19 protein-coding genes and 1 pseudogene are annotated in these 18493 nt (G+C 67.6%); 4 read left to right on the top strand and 16 right to left on the bottom strand.

Annotated features, from left to right (window positions below; all coding sequences use genetic code 11):
* Positions 1-24: 24 nt before the first annotated feature.
* From WAS25_RS09860 to WAS25_RS09830, 7 genes are all read right to left on the bottom strand, one after another.
* Positions 25-1200, bottom strand: a complete 1176-nt coding sequence (locus WAS25_RS09860; RefSeq protein WP_422311556.1) for an alkane 1-monooxygenase — start codon at positions 1198-1200, stop codon at positions 25-27.
* Positions 1200-2057 (bottom strand): flavin reductase family protein, encoded by an 858-nt coding sequence (locus WAS25_RS09855; RefSeq protein WP_422311554.1) that lies wholly within the window; start codon positions 2055-2057, stop codon positions 1200-1202. Before WAS25_RS09855 ends, WAS25_RS09860 begins: the two co-directional genes overlap by 1 nt.
* Positions 2054-3094 carry a proline iminopeptidase-family hydrolase gene (locus WAS25_RS09850; protein WP_422311552.1) on the bottom strand — a complete coding sequence of 347 codons (1041 nt, stop codon included), beginning with the start codon at positions 3092-3094 and terminating at the stop codon, positions 2054-2056. The genes WAS25_RS09855 and WAS25_RS09850 overlap by 4 nt, the downstream gene beginning before the upstream one ends.
* 124 nt (positions 3095-3218) lie before the next feature.
* Positions 3219-4238: a fumarylacetoacetate hydrolase family protein gene (locus WAS25_RS09845; protein ID WP_422311550.1), complete on the bottom strand. Its 1020-nt coding sequence runs from the start codon at positions 4236-4238 to the stop codon at positions 3219-3221.
* A gap of 57 nt (positions 4239-4295) precedes the next feature.
* On the bottom strand, positions 4296-5660 hold the full coding sequence (bioA, locus tag WAS25_RS09840; RefSeq protein ID WP_422311548.1) for an adenosylmethionine--8-amino-7-oxononanoate transaminase: 1365 nt from the start codon (positions 5658-5660) through the stop codon (positions 4296-4298).
* Between the two features lie 4 nt (positions 5661-5664).
* Entirely contained in the window at positions 5665-6273 is a 609-nt protein-coding gene (bioD, locus tag WAS25_RS09835) for a dethiobiotin synthase (protein ID WP_422311546.1), read from the bottom strand.
* Between the two features lie 23 nt (positions 6274-6296).
* Positions 6297-6920, bottom strand: coding sequence for a tetratricopeptide repeat protein (locus tag WAS25_RS09830; RefSeq protein ID WP_422311544.1), 624 nt, complete (start codon positions 6918-6920; stop codon positions 6297-6299).
* Between the two features lie 159 nt (positions 6921-7079).
* On the opposite strand from WAS25_RS09830, the gene WAS25_RS09825 reads away from it, so the two are divergent.
* Positions 7080-9680, top strand: a complete 2601-nt coding sequence (locus WAS25_RS09825) for a CHASE domain-containing protein (RefSeq protein WP_422311543.1) — start codon at positions 7080-7082, stop codon at positions 9678-9680.
* Here WAS25_RS09825 and WAS25_RS09820 read toward each other — a convergent pair.
* Genes WAS25_RS09820 through WAS25_RS09810 form a run of 3 tightly spaced genes read right to left on the bottom strand, consistent with a single transcriptional unit; the run spans position 9677 to position 11033 of the window.
* Entirely contained in the window at positions 9677-9961 is a 285-nt protein-coding gene (locus tag WAS25_RS09820) for a hypothetical protein (RefSeq protein WP_422311541.1), read from the bottom strand. The genes WAS25_RS09825 and WAS25_RS09820 overlap by 4 nt on opposite strands.
* Positions 9962-10009: 48 nt before the next feature.
* Positions 10010-10531: a hypothetical protein gene (locus WAS25_RS09815; protein WP_422311539.1), complete on the bottom strand. Its 522-nt coding sequence runs from the start codon at positions 10529-10531 to the stop codon at positions 10010-10012.
* Positions 10518-11033, bottom strand: coding sequence for an RNA polymerase sigma factor (locus tag WAS25_RS09810; RefSeq protein ID WP_422311537.1), 516 nt, complete (start codon positions 11031-11033; stop codon positions 10518-10520). Before WAS25_RS09810 ends, WAS25_RS09815 begins: the two co-directional genes overlap by 14 nt.
* 63 nt (positions 11034-11096) lie before the next feature.
* On the opposite strand from WAS25_RS09810, the gene WAS25_RS09805 reads away from it, so the two are divergent.
* Positions 11097-11903: a uracil-DNA glycosylase gene (locus tag WAS25_RS09805; RefSeq protein WP_422311535.1), complete on the top strand. Its 807-nt coding sequence runs from the start codon at positions 11097-11099 to the stop codon at positions 11901-11903.
* A gap of 45 nt (positions 11904-11948) precedes the next feature.
* Positions 11949-13313: a tetratricopeptide repeat protein gene (locus WAS25_RS09800; protein WP_422311532.1), complete on the top strand. Its 1365-nt coding sequence runs from the start codon at positions 11949-11951 to the stop codon at positions 13311-13313.
* 153 nt (positions 13314-13466) lie between these two features.
* On the opposite strand, the gene WAS25_RS09795 is transcribed toward WAS25_RS09800, so the two are convergent.
* The 6 genes from WAS25_RS09795 to WAS25_RS09770 form a co-directional block, all read right to left on the bottom strand.
* Positions 13467-13952: a hypothetical protein gene (locus tag WAS25_RS09795; protein WP_422311530.1), complete on the bottom strand. Its 486-nt coding sequence runs from the start codon at positions 13950-13952 to the stop codon at positions 13467-13469.
* A 207-nt stretch (positions 13953-14159) separates the two neighbouring features.
* Complete coding sequence (locus tag WAS25_RS09790; protein WP_422311529.1) at positions 14160-15140, bottom strand: 3'-5' exoribonuclease YhaM family protein; 981 nt, start codon at positions 15138-15140, stop codon at positions 14160-14162.
* Between the two features lie 60 nt (positions 15141-15200).
* Positions 15201-15524, bottom strand: coding sequence for an RNA-binding S4 domain-containing protein (locus WAS25_RS09785; protein WP_422311527.1), 324 nt, complete (start codon positions 15522-15524; stop codon positions 15201-15203).
* Positions 15525-15528: 4 nt separating this feature from the next.
* Entirely contained in the window at positions 15529-16521 is a 993-nt protein-coding gene (locus WAS25_RS09780) for a peptidylprolyl isomerase (RefSeq protein ID WP_422311525.1), read from the bottom strand.
* A complete protein-coding gene (locus tag WAS25_RS09775; RefSeq protein ID WP_422311523.1) occupies positions 16518-17504 on the bottom strand; it encodes a peptidylprolyl isomerase in 987 nt (328 codons plus the stop codon). The genes WAS25_RS09780 and WAS25_RS09775 overlap by 4 nt, the downstream gene beginning before the upstream one ends.
* Before the next feature lie 25 nt (positions 17505-17529).
* The gene (locus WAS25_RS09770; protein ID WP_422311521.1) at positions 17530-18210 is read right to left on the bottom strand and encodes a Bax inhibitor-1/YccA family protein; all 681 of its coding nucleotides are present in this window, start codon (positions 18208-18210) and stop codon (positions 17530-17532) included.
* A gap of 90 nt (positions 18211-18300) precedes the next feature.
* On the opposite strand from WAS25_RS09770, the pseudogene WAS25_RS09765 reads away from it, so the two are divergent.
* Positions 18301-18493 (top strand): annotated as a pseudogene (locus WAS25_RS09765) (8-amino-7-oxononanoate synthase); the annotation flags it as partial.

The following is an 18493-nucleotide window of genomic DNA, read 5'->3' as shown; positions in this document are numbered from 1 at the left end:
CCTCCGGTGGGCGTGAGTGCCACGCTACTGCCTGGCGTCGGCATGGGGCAAGGGGATGCAGGCGGCGGCCCAGCCCGCACGATGGTTCTCTTCGACCGCCAGCTGTCGTTCCGCCGCGTCCGCGTGCCGCGCATCCCAGGCCGCGATCCGAGGTCGCATGAGGCGCTCGTACCAGGGTGGCACCAGGGCGACAAAGAGCATGCCCATGTAGCCCGCGGGCAGCATGGGGGCATCGGGCAGGGGGCGCAAGCGCCAGAAGGGCTTGCTGCCTTCGGCGTGGTGGTCGCTGTGGCGCGTGAGGTGGTAGAGGATGGTGCTGCTCATCCAGGCATTGCTGTTCCAGCTGTGGCGAGGCTCCACGCGGGTGCCGGGCAGGCGGATGAGGCCGTAGTGCTCGATGAAGTTGATAATCTCGAGGATGGCCTTGCCCCAGAGTCCCGTGGCCACGAAGAAGCCCACAGCGCGCCAGCCGCCGAGGAGGAAGGCGAGGCCCGCCCACACGGCGGAGAAAAGCCAGCCGCGCAGGAACCGGTTGCGGGGCGTCCAGGGGCTGAGCCCCTTGCGCTGGAGCCGCTCCCGTTCCAGCCGCCAGGCGCTGCGCAGCTGGCCCAGGGTGGAGCGGAGGATGAAGCCGTAGACCCGCTCGCCGCGGCGCGCCGAGGCCGGGTCCTCGAAGGTGGACACTTTCGCGTGGTGGCCGTAGACGTGCTCGATGGCGAAGCTGGCATCGAAGGTGAGCGCGAGCAGCCAGCGGCCCCAGATCAGGTGGAAGGACTGGCGGGTGCGGTGCACCAGCTCGTGTCCCACGGTGGTGCCCGCGGCGGCCGTGAGGAAGCCGACGCCCAGCAGGGCGCCGAGCCAGGACCAGGGCCCACTGGCCAGACGTGCGGCGGTCAGGTCGGGGCCGCCGAGCTTCAGCAGGGCAGCGCCCAGACCCAGCGCGTCTCCAGTCCCCGCCATCCACCACAGGGCTGCATGCATGGCGGCGAGGATGGGCAGGGTGAGGAAGAGCCACAGGTTCAGTGCCCAGGGCGCGGTGCTTGACAGGTCCGTGGTCTCGTCAGGGCCGAAGGCATCGACGAGGGCCACCAGGCTGCTGCTGACGGCCAGGGGCGCCCACATCCAGGCCCCGCCCCGGGTGAAGCGCCAGGTGGCGACCAGGAGCAGGAGGGACATGAGGCTGAAGCGGAGCTTCGGCATCAGAGCCTCACGCGCAGGCCCACCAGCCGCCAGGCCTCGGGAAGGTCGCCTTCCTGGAGGACCGACTGGATGGCTCGCTCCAGGCCCTCGGCGTCCCCAGGATCGCCCGGCCGCGCCGTCATCGAACCCAGATCCGGCAGGGTCTCGGCATGGGCCAGCCGGCCCAGGTCGTTGCCCGTGAGGATGCGGCTCTGCTTCAGGGCATCCGGCAACGCCTCGAACCCGATGGGCCGTCCCATGGGCTTGCCCAGCTCGAATAGGGCGTCGCCGGAGGCGCGCGTGTACCAGGCGCCGCCGCTGCGTCCCACGTGGTCCATGGCCGTGGGATTTGGGAGATCACCCTTCATGAGGTGCTCCTGCACGTGGAAGCAGAGCACCTCGCCGATGAGCATCAGGCCCGAGCCCGGGCCCTGGCCCAGCTCCACCTCGCGGTGCAGGCGGCACTCCATCTGGAAGGGGCTCTCAGCCACCAGGGCCGCATCCACGAAGCGCGCCGGCAGGGGCGTGAGGCCGGCCTTGGGGAACTCGTCCTCGCCGTCCCCGTACTCCGCGCTGGCCAGGTTCATCTGCTGGACCATGGCATGGGACACGGCCGCGATGACGAACTGGCCCGTGGCTGTGGCGTTGAGGTAGGTGTGCTTCACCGTGCCGTCGCGGCCCCGCCGGTTCGGGGCGAAGGCCACCATGGGCGGGTTGGAGCCGAAGGCATTGAAGAAGCTGAAGGGCGCGAGGTTCCGCACCCCGTGCTCGTTGACGGTGCTGGCCAGGGCGATGGGACGCGGAGCCACACCGGCCACGAGCCAGGCATTGGCCTTGATGGGGCTCAGCTCGGAGGCGAGGACGGTGCGGAGGCTCATGGCTTGGTCAGGGCGACGGTCTTGCGCCCGGCGTCCGTGTCCTTCAGCCAGCGCACCAGGCCCGGGAAGTAGGTGGTCTGGTCATCCCAGTAGGCGCAGTGGCTGCCTTCGGGGCACAGGAGGAAGCTGCCGTGCTGCACCTGGCCGGCCACCCATCTCATGTGGGCGGGGTCCATGGTGTCGTGGCTGCCGCCGATGACCAGGGTGGGCATGGCCAGCTTCGGCAGGTCGGCCTTCCGGTCCCACTTCTCCAGACGTCCGGAGGCCCCGAACTCGCTGGGACCCTGCATCAGCACGTAGATGTCCTTGTTGAGGTGGCCGAACATCCGGTTGATGGCGTCGGGCCACTCGGGCAGCCGACAGACGTGCTTCGCGTAGAAGTTGGGCATCAGCAGCTCGAAGTAGCGCGGGTCTTCGTACTTGCCCTGGGCCTCCAGTGCCTTGATCTCCTTCACCACCGCCGGGTCCATGCGCTTGGCAAGCACGTCCTCGGCGTAGCGGTTGTAGTCGGGAATGCTCATCATCATGTTCGAGATGACGAGCCCCTTCAGGTGGGCGCCATGTTTCAGGGCGTATTCCACCGCGAGGATGCCACCCCAGGAGTGGCCCAGCAGGTAGAAGTTGTCCTTGTTGAGCCCGAGGGCCACGCGCACCTGCTCGACCTCCTCCACGAAGCGCTCCGTGGTCCAGAGGTCCTTGTCCTTGGGCTGCTCCGAGTAGGCACTGCCCAGCTGGTCGTAGTAGATGAACTCGATGCCTTCGGGGGGCAGAAAACCCTCGAAGGCCTCGAAGGCCTCGTGGGTGCCGCCGGGACCGCCGTGGAGCAGCAGCAGCTTGATGCGGGGGTTGCTCCCGAAGCGCTTGGTCCAGACCTTGAAGGTGCCCTTGGGGGTCTTGATGGGGATGAGCTTCACGCCGCCCTCCTTCACCTTTGAGGCATCGGCGAAGTAGGTCTTGAGGGTCGGCGCGGCCTTCTGCGCGGCAGCGGGAAAGGCGCTGGCGAGTACGGCGAGGAGCAGGGGCAGGAAGCGGCGCATGGAAACCTCGGAGTGGGAAGGCAGTCTTACCGGGAAGGATTCCACGGGCAAGGCCCCCGTCAGGGATCTTCCCGGGTGAGGGCGACCCCCCATGACCGCGACCCTGGGGGGCAGCAGGTCCGGGTCAGTCCCCGGCCTCGCCGGTGGGGGTGCCGGCGTAGAGGTCGGGAAGCACCCCGCCCACCAGGTGCGGCGGCATGCCCTCCAGGCGCTCGGGGGCGTGGACGATGGTGTTCACCAGGCGGCCCAGGCCCTCGATCGCCATGACCACCTCGTCCCCGGCCTTCAGCCAGAGGTTGTCGGTGACCTTGGAGCCGTTCAGCTCCAACAGGCAGCCCGTCCCCACGGTGCCGCTGCCGATGACTTCGCCCGGGTGCATCTGGATGCCGTAGCTGGTGCGCTGCAGGATCTGGGCGAAGGTCCAGTTCATGGTGTCGGCGTTCCCGTTCGACAGGCGGTGGCCATTCACGTCGCAGGTCATGGTGGCGTGCAGGATCTCGCCCTTCGGGGTCCGCTCCAGGTTCAGCTCGTCTTTGGTGACGAGCCAGGGGCCCAGGCTGGTGGCGAAGTCCTTGCCCTTGCAGGGCCCCAGAGAGAGCTTCATCTCCTCCATCTGGAGCATGCGGGCGCTCCAGTCGTTCATCACCATGTAGCCGAAGATGGCGTCGTCGGCCTCCTCCAGGGTGGCGTTCTTCAGGGGCCTCCCCGTGACGATGGCCACCTCCAGCTCGAAGTCGAGGCGGGTGAGGTGGTGGTCCTGCACCAGCACTTCGCCGGGGCCCGTGACGGCCAGGTGGTTGGTGAAGTAGGTGACGGGGAAGAGGTCGAACTCGGGGATCATCTCCAGCCCGCGGTTGCGGCGGGCGGTGGCCACGTGCTGGCGGAAGGCGTAGCCGTCGCGCATGGACACGGGGCGGGGGATGGGGGCCTGAAGCTGGATCCTGGCGGGATCGACCAGGGCTGTGGCCGGGGGCGCCGAGGCCAGGGCCCGGGCCAGGGGCAGCAGCTCGTCCTGGCGCCGGATGAGGGTGAGCATGTCCACGGCCAGGCGGAGGTCCGCGGCGGCGAGATCGAGGATGCGGCCATCGGCCAGCACGGCGCCGATCTTCTCGGTTTCGCCGTGCAGAAAGGTCACCAGCTTCATCGCGCGCTCCAGGGCAAAAGGCCAGTGTAGCGGCGGCGGAACATCACTCCGGAGTCGTCATTCGTCCAGGAGATGGGCCAGGGTTTCAGCGGCCTCGGCGAGGCGCGTCGCCGGCGTGTTCAGCGGCGGCAGCAGGTACAGGCAGTCGCCGATGGGGCGCACCAGGAGGCCATGCTCCAGGGCGCGGCGGTGCAGGCGCCAGCCGAAGCGGGCCTGGGGATCGTGGGCCTGACCGGTGGCCGGATCCACCAGGCGGCAGGCGCCGATGGTGCCGAGCACGCGGGCCTGGCGGACGCCCGGATGGGAGGCGAGGCTCGTGAAAGCCGCCCTCATGGCCTCGTGGAGGCTTCGCGCGTTCGCCAGCACCGGCTCGTCGTCGAAGAGGGCGAGGCTGGTGCAGGCCACGGCGCAGGCCGTGGGATTGGCGGTGTAGCTGTGACCGTGGAGGAAGGCCCGGCCGGAAGCGGGCTCGCCCCAGAACTGGTCGTAGATGGCCTCCGTGGCCCAGGTCATGGAAAGCGGCAGCATGCCGCCCGTGAGGCCCTTGGAGAGGCAGAGGAGGTCCGGCGCCACGCCCACCTGTTCACACGCCAGGAAGGTGCCCGTGCGGCCGAAGCCCGTGGCCACCTCGTCGAGGATGAGGTAGACGCCGTGGGCATCGCACTGGGCGCGCAGCTCCTGCAGCAGCTCGGGGGGCCACATGCGCATGCCGCCGGCGCACTGGATGAGCGGTTCGGCGATGAAGGCCGCGAGGCGTGACCCGTTCGCATGGAAGAAGGTGCAGAGGGCCTCCCGTGCGGCATCCAGCCGCGCGGGCCAGCCGGTGAGATCGGGCTGGATCTCCCGCCTCGGATCTTCCGGCACCTCCAGGCGATCGCAGGCCAGCAGCAGGGGGCTGAAGAGCCCCGTCATGAAGTTCTCCAGCTCGCCCACGCCCACGGCGCCCAAGGTGTCGCCGTGGTAGCCGCCGCGCAGGGCGCCGAAGCGGGCGCGGCCCTGCTCGCCGCGCTGAAGCTGGGCCTGGAAGGCCATCTTCAGGGCCACCTCCACCGCCGTGCTTCCGTCGTCCGAGAAGAAGGCCCGCGTCAGGTTCCGGGGCAGCTTGGGGCGCAGCCGCGCCACCAGCTCCAGGGCGGGCTCGTGGGTGAAGCCCGCGAACATCACGTGGTCGAGTTTCGCCGCCTGCCGCTCCAGCGCGCTCACCAGCCGGGGATGGCCGTGCCCATGCAGGCAGGTCCACCAGCTCGAGATGCCGTCCAGCACGCGCTCGCCGTTGGCCAGCAGCAGGTAGCAGCCCTCGCCGCCGATCACCGGGACCGGAGGATCGGCTTCATGGATCTTCATCTGGGTGAAGGGGTGCCAGAGGTGGGCGCGGTCCAGGCTGAGACGGTCGGACCAGTCGGGGGGCAGGGGACTCGGCATGCCCTCAGTCTAGGACGTGGACCGGCACCGGCAGAAACCCCCGCAGCACTTCGGCATTGGCTTCCGCAACCTCAGGCGCCGTGCCATCTGCGCCAGGATTCAACAGCACGGCTGCGATGCGCCAGCCCCGCAGCATGAGGGCCTCGGCGGAAAGCAGGGTGTGGTTGAGGGTGCCGAGCCCACCCAGGGCCACCAGGACGCAGGGGATCTTCAGCCCGGTGGCCCAGGCGAGGAAGTGCACGTTGGGCGCGAGGGGCACCATCACGCCGCCCACGCCCTCCAGCAGCACGCGGCCATCGAAGGGCCGCTGGCACCACCGGGTCGCGGCCTCGAGGTCGAGGGCCCGGCCTTCCAGCTGGGCCGCGGCCAGGGGCGCGAGGGGAGCCTTCAGCAGGATGTGGCTCTCGGTGATGATCCCGGGTCCGGCCACGACGGAGGCATCGGCCTCCAGATGATCCGAACGATCCACGCCGGTCTGGAAGGGCTTGCGGTAGGCCACGGGGCCGAGATCCGCCCAGGCCTGGGCCAGCCGGGCGCAGACGTGAGTCTTCCCCACCCCTGTGCCCGTGCCGAGCACCCACAGGGGACTGGGGAGGGCGTCCAGGCACAGCATGGGGCTGGCGCTTCGGCGTCCGGCTACTTCTTCAGCTGGCTGAGCATCTGGCGGGCCTGGGCGGCCTGCTCGCTGCCCGGGGCCAGGGCGATGACCTTGTTCCAGGCCTTGGCGGCCTCGTCCGGCTTGTGGAGGTCGGCCGAGTACACCACGCCCATGTTGAAGAGGCTCTGGACGTGGTTCGGGTCCAGCTTGTTGGCCTTCTGGAAGTTCGCCAGCGCCTTGTCGAACTGGCCGAGGTCGCGGTACATCACGCCCTGGTCCGTGAGGACGTTGGGCTCATCAGGCTTGATGGCCAGGCCCTTGCCGTAGGCGTCCACGGCCTTCTGGTGCTGGTGCGTGTCGAAGTAGTCGTTGCCGAGGGCGAACCAGGCGCCGAAGTTCTTGGGATCGGCCAGGACCGTGGCCTCGAGGCGATTGATGCGGGCCTGCACCTCCGCGCTGGGCAGGGCGGGGCCGGCGGGCATGGCGCCAGGCATGGCTCCGGGCACGGCGCCACCCAGGGAGGGCGCGGGCATGATGGGGCCGGTGGGGGCCGCCACGACGGGAGGGGTGCCGTTGTGGGAGTCGCCGCCGAAGACGAAGTAGCCCGCGAGGAATCCAGCGGCAAGGCCTCCAGCCAAGGCGATCATGATGTTGCGGTTCAAGCGGCACCTCCTGATGACCCTGCGGTCCATTGCAATTCTCCCACAGGTAAGGTGGAACGGTCCCGGTGTCGATGGAATGGGGTCCCTACTGCCTTCCCCTTGGGAAGACCGCGGTTGGCACACGCCCCGCATTCCAGGCCGCCCTTTCCGAGGTATCTGTTGACCGCACCTCCATCCCACCTCCGGCTCCGGGGCTCCTTCAGCATCCTGGGTGTGCTCCTGGTCGGGTTGGCCCTCTCCGTCCTGGGCTTCTTCTCCACCCGGGAGGCGAACCGGCGCCAGGTGGAGGCCGAGTTCCACATCGCCGCCAGGGATCGGGCCGAGAGTGTGATCAAGGGCCTGCAGCACGGCTTCGAGGACGTGGAGGTCCTTCGCAGCTTCTTCCAGTCCAGCGATGAGGTTTCGCGGACGGATTTTGATGGTTTCCTGGCCCCCCTGCTTGCCCGGCATCCCTACATCCAGGCCTTCCAGTGGCTGCCGCGGGTGACCCCGCAGAACCGGGCCACCTTGGAGGCGGAGGCCCGCCGCGTCCATCCCGGGTTCCGTTTCTTCCAGCGGGACGCAGCTGGCCACAACCTGGAATTGCCGCCGGAGGCCTCGTTCTATGGCATCCACTTCGTCGCCCCCTTCCGAGGCAACGAGGTCACCCTCGGGTATGCGGCCCAGAACCTGCCCAGCCGCCAGGAGGCTCTGGCCAGGGCCCTCCGGACGGACAACCTGGCCGCCAGTGGCCGGATCCGGCTCATCCAGGAGACGGGCGACCAAGCCGGCGTCCTGGTGATGATCCCCGTGCGCGGCAAGGATGGCCAGCCGCTGGGGGTGGTCCAGGGCGTCTTCCGCATGGGGGATCTGGTCCAGAAATCCACGACCTTCCTCGAGCCCCGGGGGGTCGTCCTGAGGTTGTTCGACGCCAGTGCCCCGGCCCCGGAGGCCCTGCTGCATGAGGAGGCCTCCCCACTCCCGCCCATCGGGCCCACCCGGGATGATGGGCTCCACCTCTCCAGGACCTTCCCGCTGGCGGGCCGCCAGTGGTTGGTGACCGTGACCCCGGCGGGGGGGCATTTCGCCCTGGGCACGTCCTGGCGTGCCTGGACGGTCCTCGTGACCGGCCTGGCCTTCTCGGCCCTGTTGGCGGGCTATGTGCGGAACCTGGTGGCCAGCGAGGCGGCCATCCGGACCCAGGTGGAGTCCCGGACCCAGGAACTGGTCCTGGAGACGGAGAGCCATCGGCGCGATGCCCAGGCCCTGCGGGAAAGCGAAGCGCGGTTTCGCCATCTCATCGACGTCATGGGCGAGGGTCTCTGGGTCCTGGACGGCCAGGGCCTGACCACCTTCGTGAACCGCCGCATGGCCGAGATGCTGGGGTATTCCCCCGCCGACATGGTGGGCCGGTCCCTGTTCGAGTTCATGGCGGAGGCGGATGCCGCCCAGGTGAAGCGCAGTCTCTCGGAACCCCGGGATGGACACGGCAGCCAGCAGGACCTTCGGTTCCGCCGCAAGGACGGGGGCGAGCTCTGGACCATCGTGACGGGCTCGCCCGTGGTGGATGAGGACGGTCAGCTGGTGAGCGTGCTGGGCGTGGTCACCGACATCACCGAGCGGCGGCGGCAGGAGCAGGCGCAGCTGCAGAGCCAGAAGCTGGAGAGCCTGGGCATCCTCGCCGGCGGCATCGCCCATGACTTCAACAACCTGCTCACGGCGATCCTGGGGAACATCAGCCTGGCCCAGCTCTGCATGTCGAAGGTCGCTCCCGCATGGCCCTACCTCGAGAACATGGAGCGGGCCGTGCAGCGGGCCACCAACCTCACGCGCCAGATGCTGGCCTACTCCGGCAAGGGACGCTTCGTGGTGGGCCCCCTGGACCTGAACCAGGCGGTGGAGGAGCTCTCTCACCTGCTAAGCGTGTCCACTTCGAAAAAGGTGGCGATCCGCTTCCAGCTGGCGGAGAACCTGCCCACCCTCGTCGGGGAGGCCACCCAGATCCAGCAGGTGGTGATGAACCTGGTCACCAACGCTGCGGAGGCCATCGGGGATGTGGAGGGCATCGTGTCCATCCGGACCGGGCTGCAGGCCTATGGTGGGCCGGATCTGGCGCGGGACTACCCCGGGCAGGCCATGGAACCGGGCCAGTTCCTCACCCTGGAAGTGTCCGACACGGGGCAGGGCATGACCCCCGAGGTGCAGGCGAGGATCTTCGAGCCCTTCTTCACCACCAAGTTCACGGGCCGCGGCCTGGGCCTCTCGGCCATGCAGGGCATCGTGCGGGGCCACCGGGGCGGGATCCGCGTCTACAGCGAGGTGGGGAAGGGCACCACGTTCAAGGTGATCTTCCCGGCGGGCAGCGGCCTGGTGGCTGAAGCCGTGGGTGCCGTGGAGGAGGAGGCCTGGACCGGACGGGGGACCATCTTGGTCGTGGACGATGAGGAGGCCGTGCGCCTCGTGGCCACGGACATGATCCGCTCCATGGGCTTCGAGGTGGTCACCGCCGAGGATGGCGTCCAGGCCCTGGAGCGCTTCAAGGAGTGTCCGGTCCCGATCTGCGCCGTGCTCATGGACCTGACCATGCCCCACATGGACGGCCTGGAGACCTTCCGCGAGCTGCGGCGCCTGGATCCCGCCTGCCGGGTGGTCCTGACCAGCGGCTACAACGAGCAGGAGGCCATCCAGGACTTTCTGGGCAAGGGCCTGGCGGCCTTCCTGCAGAAACCCTTCCTCCGGGAGGACCTCCGGAAGGTGCTGCGACGGGCCCTCGAGACCTAGACCAGTTCCTTGAGGCGCTTGTCGAGCACTTCGGCGAGCTTCTCCACCACTTCGCGGTTCTCGGTGCGCGAGACCTGGACTTCCTTTTCCAGCTTGCGCTCGGTCTGGAGGACGGACTTCTGGATCTGCGAAAGCATCCCCTTGATGTCATCCAGGTCGTTGAGCAGGGAATTCAGCCGGGGATCGGGGGGCCGACTGTTGCCGAAGACGCCGATCCCAGCCAGCACCGTGGCGAGGGCGGAGAGCAGGAGGATCAGGAGAAGCAGGGGATTGCTGGCCATGGGCACACCTTGCCCTTGATATTGCCAGGACCGTGCCGGGACGGATGGTTATTGGGCCTTCTGCTTCACCCGCTGGTAGTCGTCGCCCATGACCTTGAGGGGCTTCTCCACGGGAATCACCAGGTAGGGCTCCGCTCGCCGGTTCCCCTTGCGGGAAGCCAACTGTAATTCCTGCTGGACTTGCTCCTTGGCCTGACGCTCCTTGGCCACCTCGGAGGCATGGGCCGAGGCGAGCTGGGTCAGCGCCTGCTCCTGCCGCTGGGCCTGGGCGGCCAGGTCATCGGCCCGGTGCTTCTGCTGGAAACCCCAGGTCCCCAGCCCGGCCAGGGCGGCCAGCAGGGGGAGGGCCGCTGCGGCCAGGAGGCCCCAGGTGGGCCGCTTGCGCTCGGTGCGGCTGCGGCGCTGGGCCTCCCGCCGCAGATCATCGGCCAGGGCCGTGAGTTCCGCTGTGGGCCCTGAGGGCCGGAGGGTGGCCACGACGGGCCCCAGGCCCAGCAGGTCGCGGAGCTCGGCTCGCAGCTGGACATCCTCTGCGGGTTCGAAGCGCCGGGCGGGATCAGACCAGGGCATGCAGGCCTCCTGAAGGGTTGAGCTGCTCTTTGAGCTGGGCCTTGGCCCGGTGGATGCGGGTCTTCACGGTGGCCTCGGGGATGCCGAGGATGTCCGCGATCTCCCGGATGGAGAGTCCTTCCACCACGAAGAGCCACAGGGCCTCGCGGAAGGTCGGCGAGAGCGAGCGCATGCGCTCCCGCACCTCCTGGTTGAGCACCTGGTCGTCGGCCCCCCCGGCGAGGCCGGGCTCGGTGACGGATTCCAGGCTGAGGTTCTGGTTCTTCATGGGGCGGCGCTCGGTGAGGGACAGGGTTCGCACGGTGCCATACAGGAAGGCGGTGGGGTGCTCCACCCGCTCCTCGCGCTGCATGAGGATGACGAAGGCCTCCTGGGCGATGTCCTCCGGGAAGGTGGCCCCGTAACGCCGTGAGTAGCTCACGAGCCTTGGATAAAGCTCGGCGAAGGCGGCGTGGAAGGCCTCCTGGGTGCCGAACGGGGTTTCCATGGGGGACTGCGACATGCATGAGCTCCGACGCCTTAGGATGCCAGGAAGCACCGGTAGGTTCCGGCTACGCTGGAATGGATGGAACATCCCCTGCAAGCCTGGCGCGACACCCTCGAGGAGTTGGGGGTGATGGGCCTGGTGCGCGAGCCCGCCCAGGCCGCTCCCACCGAGACGGTGGCCGTGGCCGCACCACCACCGGCGCGTCAACCCGTGGCCCCCCCAGCACCGGCTCCCGCACTCCGGCCAGCGGCCTATGCCCCCCCCATGGACCCCATCGGCTGTCCAACCCCCGAGGCCGTGGCGGGCGCCACCACTCTCCAGGACCTGCAGGTTGCCATCCAGGGCTGCCTGGCCTGTCCCCTGGGGCCGGGCCGCCTGAAGTTCGTCTTCGGCGAAGGGGATCCCCGGGCGCAGCTCATGTTCGTGGGCGAGGGCCCCGGCCGGGACGAGGACCTCCAGGGCCGGCCCTTCGTGGGCAAGGCCGGAGAGCTGCTGGACAAGATGATCGGCGCCCTTGGCCTGAGGCGGGACCAGACCTACATCGCCAACGTGGTGAAGTGCCGTCCCCCCGACAACCGCACGCCGGCCCCCGAGGAGGCCCGCGCCTGCCTGGGTTACCTGCAGCGCCAGATCGAGCTGATCCGGCCCGCGGTGATCGTCACCCTCGGCGCGACGCCGCTGCGCGAGCTGGTGGGCGTCAGCGAGGGCATCACGCGGGTGCGCGGCCAGTGGAAGCGCGTGGTGGTGGGAGGCCGCGAGATTCCCGTGATGCCCACCTTCCATCCGGCCTATGTGTTGCGCCAGTACACGCAGGACGTGCGCCGTGCCGTGTGGGAGGACCTCCAGGCGGCGAAGGCGTGGGCGGACAAGGCCCAGGAAGGCTGATCCCCGACCTGTGTCATGCTAGGCGCAGCTTTCCGAGGGCCGCCCATGCGTCTTGTCAATGTGTTCTTCATCGTCCTGCTGCTGCTGGTCCTGATGGTGCTGGGCAACCTGTATCTCACGAACCATGACCTGCTGGTGCGGGAGGTCGTCGTCTTCGGTGAAAGCATCAAGCTGCAGAGCGTCATTCTCATCACGTTCCTGCTCGGATTCCTCCTGAACGTGCTCTACACCGGGATCATGGAAGTGATCCGTCTGGTGCGGGGGCTCAACGATTCCGCCGATACGCGCCTGGTGAAACGCATCTCGGAGCGCATGCAGGACGCCCGGGACCTGGTGGCCCATGGCCTTCCCCGCGAAGCCAAGGAGATCCTGGTCAGCATCCTGGAACAGCGCCGGGAGCACGTTCCCGCGCGGATCCTGCTGGGCGAGATCCTCCTCAAGACCGGCAGCGCCGATGAGGCCGTCAAGCTCTTCCAGGCCCTCTGCGACGAAGTGCCCGACCAGGTCGAGGGCCGCTACCAGCTGGCCGAGGCCCTCATGGCGGTCCGGAACCCCGAGGCTTCCGTGGCCGTGCTCAAGAAGCTGGCCGCCGACCACCCCAAGAAGGCGCTCCGCGCCTGGCGACGCCTGCGGGCCATCCACATGGAGGCCCAGCGCTGGGAGGAGGCCGCCGAGGCCCACAAGAAGCTGTTGAGCCACTTCGCCGCCGAGCTCACCCAGGGTGAGAAGGCCCAGGGCTCGGCCCTGGCCTACCAGATCGGCATGGCCAAGGTGGATGCGGACCAGTTCAAGGATGCCGCCCAGATCTTCCAGCAGGTGATCAAGGACGAGCCCGACTTCGTGCCGGCCTACCTCAGCCTGGGCCGCTGCATGATCCTCCAGGATCAGGAGGCCCAGGGGCTGGAGATCCTCATCGAGGGCTTCCGCAAGACCGGGGAGGGCACCTTCCTTCAGGAGCTCGAGGACTACTTCATCCAGCTGGGCCGCCCCGAGGATGGTCTGGCCCTCATGCGCCGGCTGGCCGCCACCTCCAAGCACGCCACCACCGCCAAGTTCTTCCTGGGCAAGATGCTCTACCGCCTGGAGATCCTGGACGAGGCCCTGGATCTGTTCCAGGAGGTGCGCAGCCAGGTGGTCTACAGCCCCATCCTCTTCTTCTTCATGGCCAAGATCCACAGCCGTCGGGCCCGTCTGGACGCGGCCCTGAACGAGTACCGCCAACTGCTCCGCAACCTCGGAATCCTCAAGCTGCGCTACGAATGCGCCGTGTGCAACCAGCGCACCCAGGACTTCACCGACCGTTGCGACAACTGCGGCAGCTGGAACAGCCACCACTTCATGTTCAAGGAGAGCGACCTGCCCGAAGGCCCCATCCGGAACGAGTCGGGGAGCTGGATGGCGATGCTCTGACTGGTCCAACATGGCGCTGCGATGCAGCGTCATGTTTGGGCACCCGTCGAGCAGAGCATCTCAACGAGGTTGGCCACCATCTTGGATCAGCAAAAAGGGCGCCCATGGCGCCCTTTTTGTAGTTATGGCTCAGCTAACAAAGAGCAAGGAAGACTACGCAATAGCCTGTCGAATATCGAACAGGAGGCGCTTGAGCTCCAGCTCGGAGAGCTGCAGGGGCACCTGCTGCTTGACCTCATCCTTGCGGTAGAAGGCGATGCGCTTCACCACGATCTTGTTCTTGCCGATGCTGATCTCGTTGAACTGGATCTGGGTGTCGTCCTTGTAGGGCGGCAGGCTGCGGAGCTGGATGTACATCCCGCGCCGGTCGTGGTCCACGATCTCGAGGCGCTCCTTCAGGTAGTCCACCTGCTCGGAGAGCTTTTCCGCCTTGGTCTTCAGCTTGGCGAAGCTCAGCTTCTTGGGGGCGTTCCGCTCCAGGACCATCTCACCCAGCTGAACCCCATCCCCGCCGCGGAGGAGGAAGCCATCCAGAGTCCCATCCAACTCGAGGTCAGCCTGGTGGAAGGTCTCGAAACCCTGGAATTCCCCGGGGAGCACGGAGTCGTCATAGCGCTTGGCTTTGCGGGAGAGCTTCATGAAACACCTCGGGAAGGGCTGGACTCCATAAGTGCCAGAGGCGTGCCAGGAATTTTCTACCTTGATCGGTATGACACAGCTCTTGAAGGGTCAGCACTTCCCTTCCGAGTTTGCCCTGCGGGTCCTGCCCAGGGACTCCAGCCTGGTGGGGCTTTTCTGTCCAGTAGTGGTCGGGCAGGAACTGGCCTGTTCAAATTCGGACAGGGTTCAGGTCCGTTCTGCCTCGGGCCACCGCTTCCGGTAGACCATGCGCTCCAGGGCCCGGCTGTAGGGGCTCCAGGACCCGCCACCGGCATCGTCCTGAACCGCGCGGAACATGACTTCCAGCTTCCCGTCCAGGTCGTCGAGGTAGTGCACCAGGAGGGCCTCGGGCGTCTTCGGCAGCACCGGGGAGCCGAACTCCAGGCGCCCATGGTGGCTCAGGATGATGTGCAGGATCTGCATTCGCAGCTCCTCGGGGAACCCGGGGATCTTGCCCACTGCGCGGCTGATCCAGTCGGCCTCCAGGGCAATGTGGCCCAGCAGGTTGCCGGCGTCGGTGTAGCCGAAGCTGCGCTGGTAGCTCAGCTCGGCCGTCTTGCCCACGTCATGGAGGAAGACGCCAGCCACCACCAAGTCGCGGTTCAGGCCACGGTAGTGGGCGCAGGCCCGCTCGGCCATGCCAAGGATCGAGAGGGTGTGCTCCAGCAGGCCGCCGAGGTAGGCGTGGTGCATGGACTTGGCCGCGGGAGCCAGGGCGAAGGCGGCGCGGAGGTCGCCATCCTCCACGAACAGCGCCTTCAGCAACTGGCCGATCCAGGGATCGCGCACCGAAGCGATGATCCCGTCCAGCTCCACCAGCATCTCGGGCACCGGCCGGGCACTGACGGGGAAGAAGGCCGACAACTCGCCCACCTCGGCGTCCAGGGCGAAGCGGGCCTTGTCCAGCTTGAGCTGGAGGCGCCCGTTGTAGCTGGTGACCGTGCCCTTCACCCGCAGGAATACATCGGCCCGGATGGCTTCCAGGTCCCCCTCGATGGCCCGAACGTCCCACAGGAAGCCCTTCAGGTCGCCGGAGGCGTCGGCCAGCTTCAACTCCAGGTATTCACTGCCCTTGGTGCTGATCTTGTAGGCGGCCTCCTGGGCCAGGAGGAACCCCTGGAAGGGGTCGCCCTCCTTCAGGTTCCGGATGAGGGGCTGGTCGGGCATGGGAACTCCGGGTCAGGCATCAGGTTCGCGCCCCGGATGCGACGGTGGCTGTCAAGTGGTCTAGTGGTTGCGGGGCGCCTTGGGCGGAGGCGCGAAGGGATCCTCGTCCCCGTAGCCCAGCTCCAGGGGAATCCGCTTGTCCTCGAGCACCTCGAAGAGCGACCACTGGTCCGCCTTCTTCACATTGCCTTCGGGCAGGGAGAGCACCCGGACCTTGAGCACGCGGTTGTAGAGCGGGAACTCCAGCTCATCCTCGGTTTTCACGTCCTGGCTGGCTTTCCTCGGGACGCCGTTCACCCGCACCATCCCCTCGTCGCAGAGCTGGTTGGCCAGCTCCCGCCGCTTGATGAGCAGGCTCTTCTTCAGGAACGCGTCGAGGCGCACTGCATCACCCCTTGAGAATCTGATCCTTGGGCACCAGATAGCGGACGTTGGCGCGCATGCGCAGTCCTGAAAGGTACTGTTCAATGGCGTTCTGGGCCTTGGGTTCCTGGAGCTTCTCCAGGATCTTGGCCTTCACCTCGGCGAAGCCCTTCACTGGCGAATCCTCCAGGGCGATGAGCTGGACCAGGTAGAAGTCCTTGTCGGTCTCGATGGGCGCAGAGACCTGCTCCGGCTTGAGCTTCACGGCCGCCTCCTCGATGCTGGCCCGCAGGAAGCCCTTGTTCATCCAACCCAGATCGCCGCCCGTGGCCTTGCTGGGGCTGGTGGAGTGCAGCCTGGCCAGCTCCTCGAAGGGCTTGCCGCCCTTCAGCTCGGCCTGGATGGCCTCCAGCCTCTTCCGGGCCTCGGTCTGCTCCTCCACGGTGGCGCCCTTGGCCAGCACCAGTTCCCGGATGCGGAAGCGGCTCGGCAGCCGGTACTCGTCCTTGTGGTCCTCGTAGTAGGCCCGCAGCTCGTTGTCCTCCACGGCCACCTTGGAGAACACTTCGCGCTGGAGCACGAACTGCTGGGTGGCCTGCTGCTTCTGGCGCTTGATGAATTCTGGAAGCCCAATGCCGAGGCTGCCCTTGAGGGCCCGCTCCAGGTCGGCGTCCGTGGCGAAGTTGTTCTCCTTCTTGATGCCGTCGATGCTGGCGCGGACATATTCATCCGAGACCGGAGACCCCAGCTCGGCGCCCTTGTCCTCCAGCAAGTAGGCGTCCACCAGGCCCTGGAGGGTCTTCTCCCGGGCATCCACCAGCTTCTCGTCCAGCTCCTTGCCCGAGAACTGGCGGTAGAGTGCGGCGTGCTGCTGCTCCACGGCCTGGGTGAGGCCGCGGCGCGTGATGATGTGCTTGTTCACGACCACGAGGATCTCCTCGCGGACATCGGGCTTGGCCTGGGCCACCAGCAACGGCGAGGCCAGCAGGAGCGCCAGGGCGGGCGCAACCAGCCTCACTGGGCACCTTCCTTGCCGCCTTCGACGGCCTTCGGCGGCTCCGGAGCCTTGGGGGCGGCCGGCTTGACCAGCTCGAAGGGGATCTCTTTGCGCAACTCGTCCATGAGCTCATTCCAGACCTTGGCCTGGCGCTCCTGCTGGGCCATCTTCTCGCAGGCGGCCTTGGCCTCCTCGAAGGGAACCTGCCGGGAGGGCTTGCGGGCCTCGACCTTCATCAGGTGGTAACCGAACTGGGTCTTCACCGGGGCGCCCACCTTACCGAGTGGCAGGGTGCGGGCGGCCGCCCCGAACTCGGGAACCCAGGCGGAGGGATCCGCATCGGCATAGAGGCCACCGTTCTCCTTGCTGCCGGGATCATCAGTGTACTTCTTGGCCAAGTCCTCGAACTTAGCGCCCTTCTTGAGCTCGGCCTGGATCTTCGCGATGCGCTTCTTGGCGTCCGCGTCGCTCAGGCCCTGTGGATTGTCGCCCTGCTTCACGGACACCAGGATGTGGCGCACCGAGACCAGGTCCGGCGCCTTGAACCGTTCCGGGTGCTTGTCGTAGAAGGCCTTCACGTCGGCCTCCGCCACGGCCAGCTTCTTCTGCAGGGCCTCGCCCTCCTTGGCCAGGAACTCGCGGGCCAGCAGGTCGTCCTTGGTGCGGTCCAGGGCCCGCTGGTAGCTGGGTGTCTTGTCCAGTTCCAGGCGCTTGGCCTTCACCGAGAGGAGCTTGCTCTCGGACATGCGCTTGATGAACTCCTCCTTGCCGCCCTGGATCATGAGGATCTGCATCTGTTCCTGCTGACCCAGCAGGCGGAAGGCGGCCTGGAAGTCCGCCTCGGTGATGGTCTCGCCGCCCACCTTGGCCAGGATGACCTCTTCGGGTTTGGGGGCGGGCGCGGCGACGGGCATGGCCACCGGCGCGGGTGCCGCAGCCTGGGGAGCCGGCTCCTGGGCGACGACACCGAGGGCGAGAAGGGAGATCAGAGAGGCACGGAGCATGGGATTCCTTGGATTGCGGGGCGGCCTAACGGCGCCGTCCGCCGAGAAGGTTCATCAGCGAGATGAAGATGTTGTAGAGGCTCACGAAGAGGGAGAGGGCGAAGCCGGCAGGATCGCCGAAGTCATTGGTGCGGAGCATGGCCGAGGTATCCCAGAGCAGCTTCGCCGAGCAGGCGATGACCGCCACACCGGAGATGATGAGGCTGAAGGTGGGCAGGTTGAAGATGGCCGCGGCCAGGCTGCCGAAGAACATCACCGCAATGCCGACGATGACGAAGTTCCGCAGGAAGCTGAAGTCCCGCTTCGAGACGAAGGCCGTCACTGTGAGGGTCATGAAGACTACGCCGGTCATCCCGAAGGCCAGGAACACGGGCTTGAATCCGGCACCCTGCGCGATCACCAGGGCGATGATGCCGGCGATGACCCCTGAGACATAGGTGAAGAGGCCGAAGGCGATCCGGTTCAGTGGCTGGCGCCGGCTGACGGAGGAGGCGAACAGCAACGTGCCGAACTGGACGCCGAAGAGCACCCAGCCCAGGAAGCGGCCCGCGATGGGCACCAGGGCCTGGGCCACGAAGGGGGCACTCAGGGCCCCCAGGGCTGCCACGGCAAACCCGCCCATGAGCCACAGGTACACGCTTCGGACAAAATCGATCCGGGACTGGGTCCCCTCCGAAGCTCCCTGCCACGACTGCTGAAGATCCATGCCACGCTCCAAGGGAGATCCGGACGCGGATCCCACTCAGATCCTAACATTCCCCCACCCTATCCCTGCCGTGAGCCACCCCGAGGTTCCGTGATCCCCCCTCCCTGGCATGATCGCCTCCAGCAGCTGGCCGAGCGCCGGCGGCGCCTGGGCCGAGACCGGGCCATCCACTCGGCCCAGGGCATCGATGTTTGCTCCAACGACTATCTGGGCCTGCGGCGGGATCCCCGCCTGGCCGAGGCGGCCGCCAGGGCGGCCGCCGAGCATGGGGCCGGGGCCGGGG

The sequence above is a fragment of the Geothrix sp. genome (genome assembly GCF_049292215.1).
Classification (GTDB): domain Bacteria; phylum Acidobacteriota; class Holophagae; order Holophagales; family Holophagaceae; genus Geothrix.
This window is presented reverse-complemented; position numbering and strand designations above follow the sequence as displayed.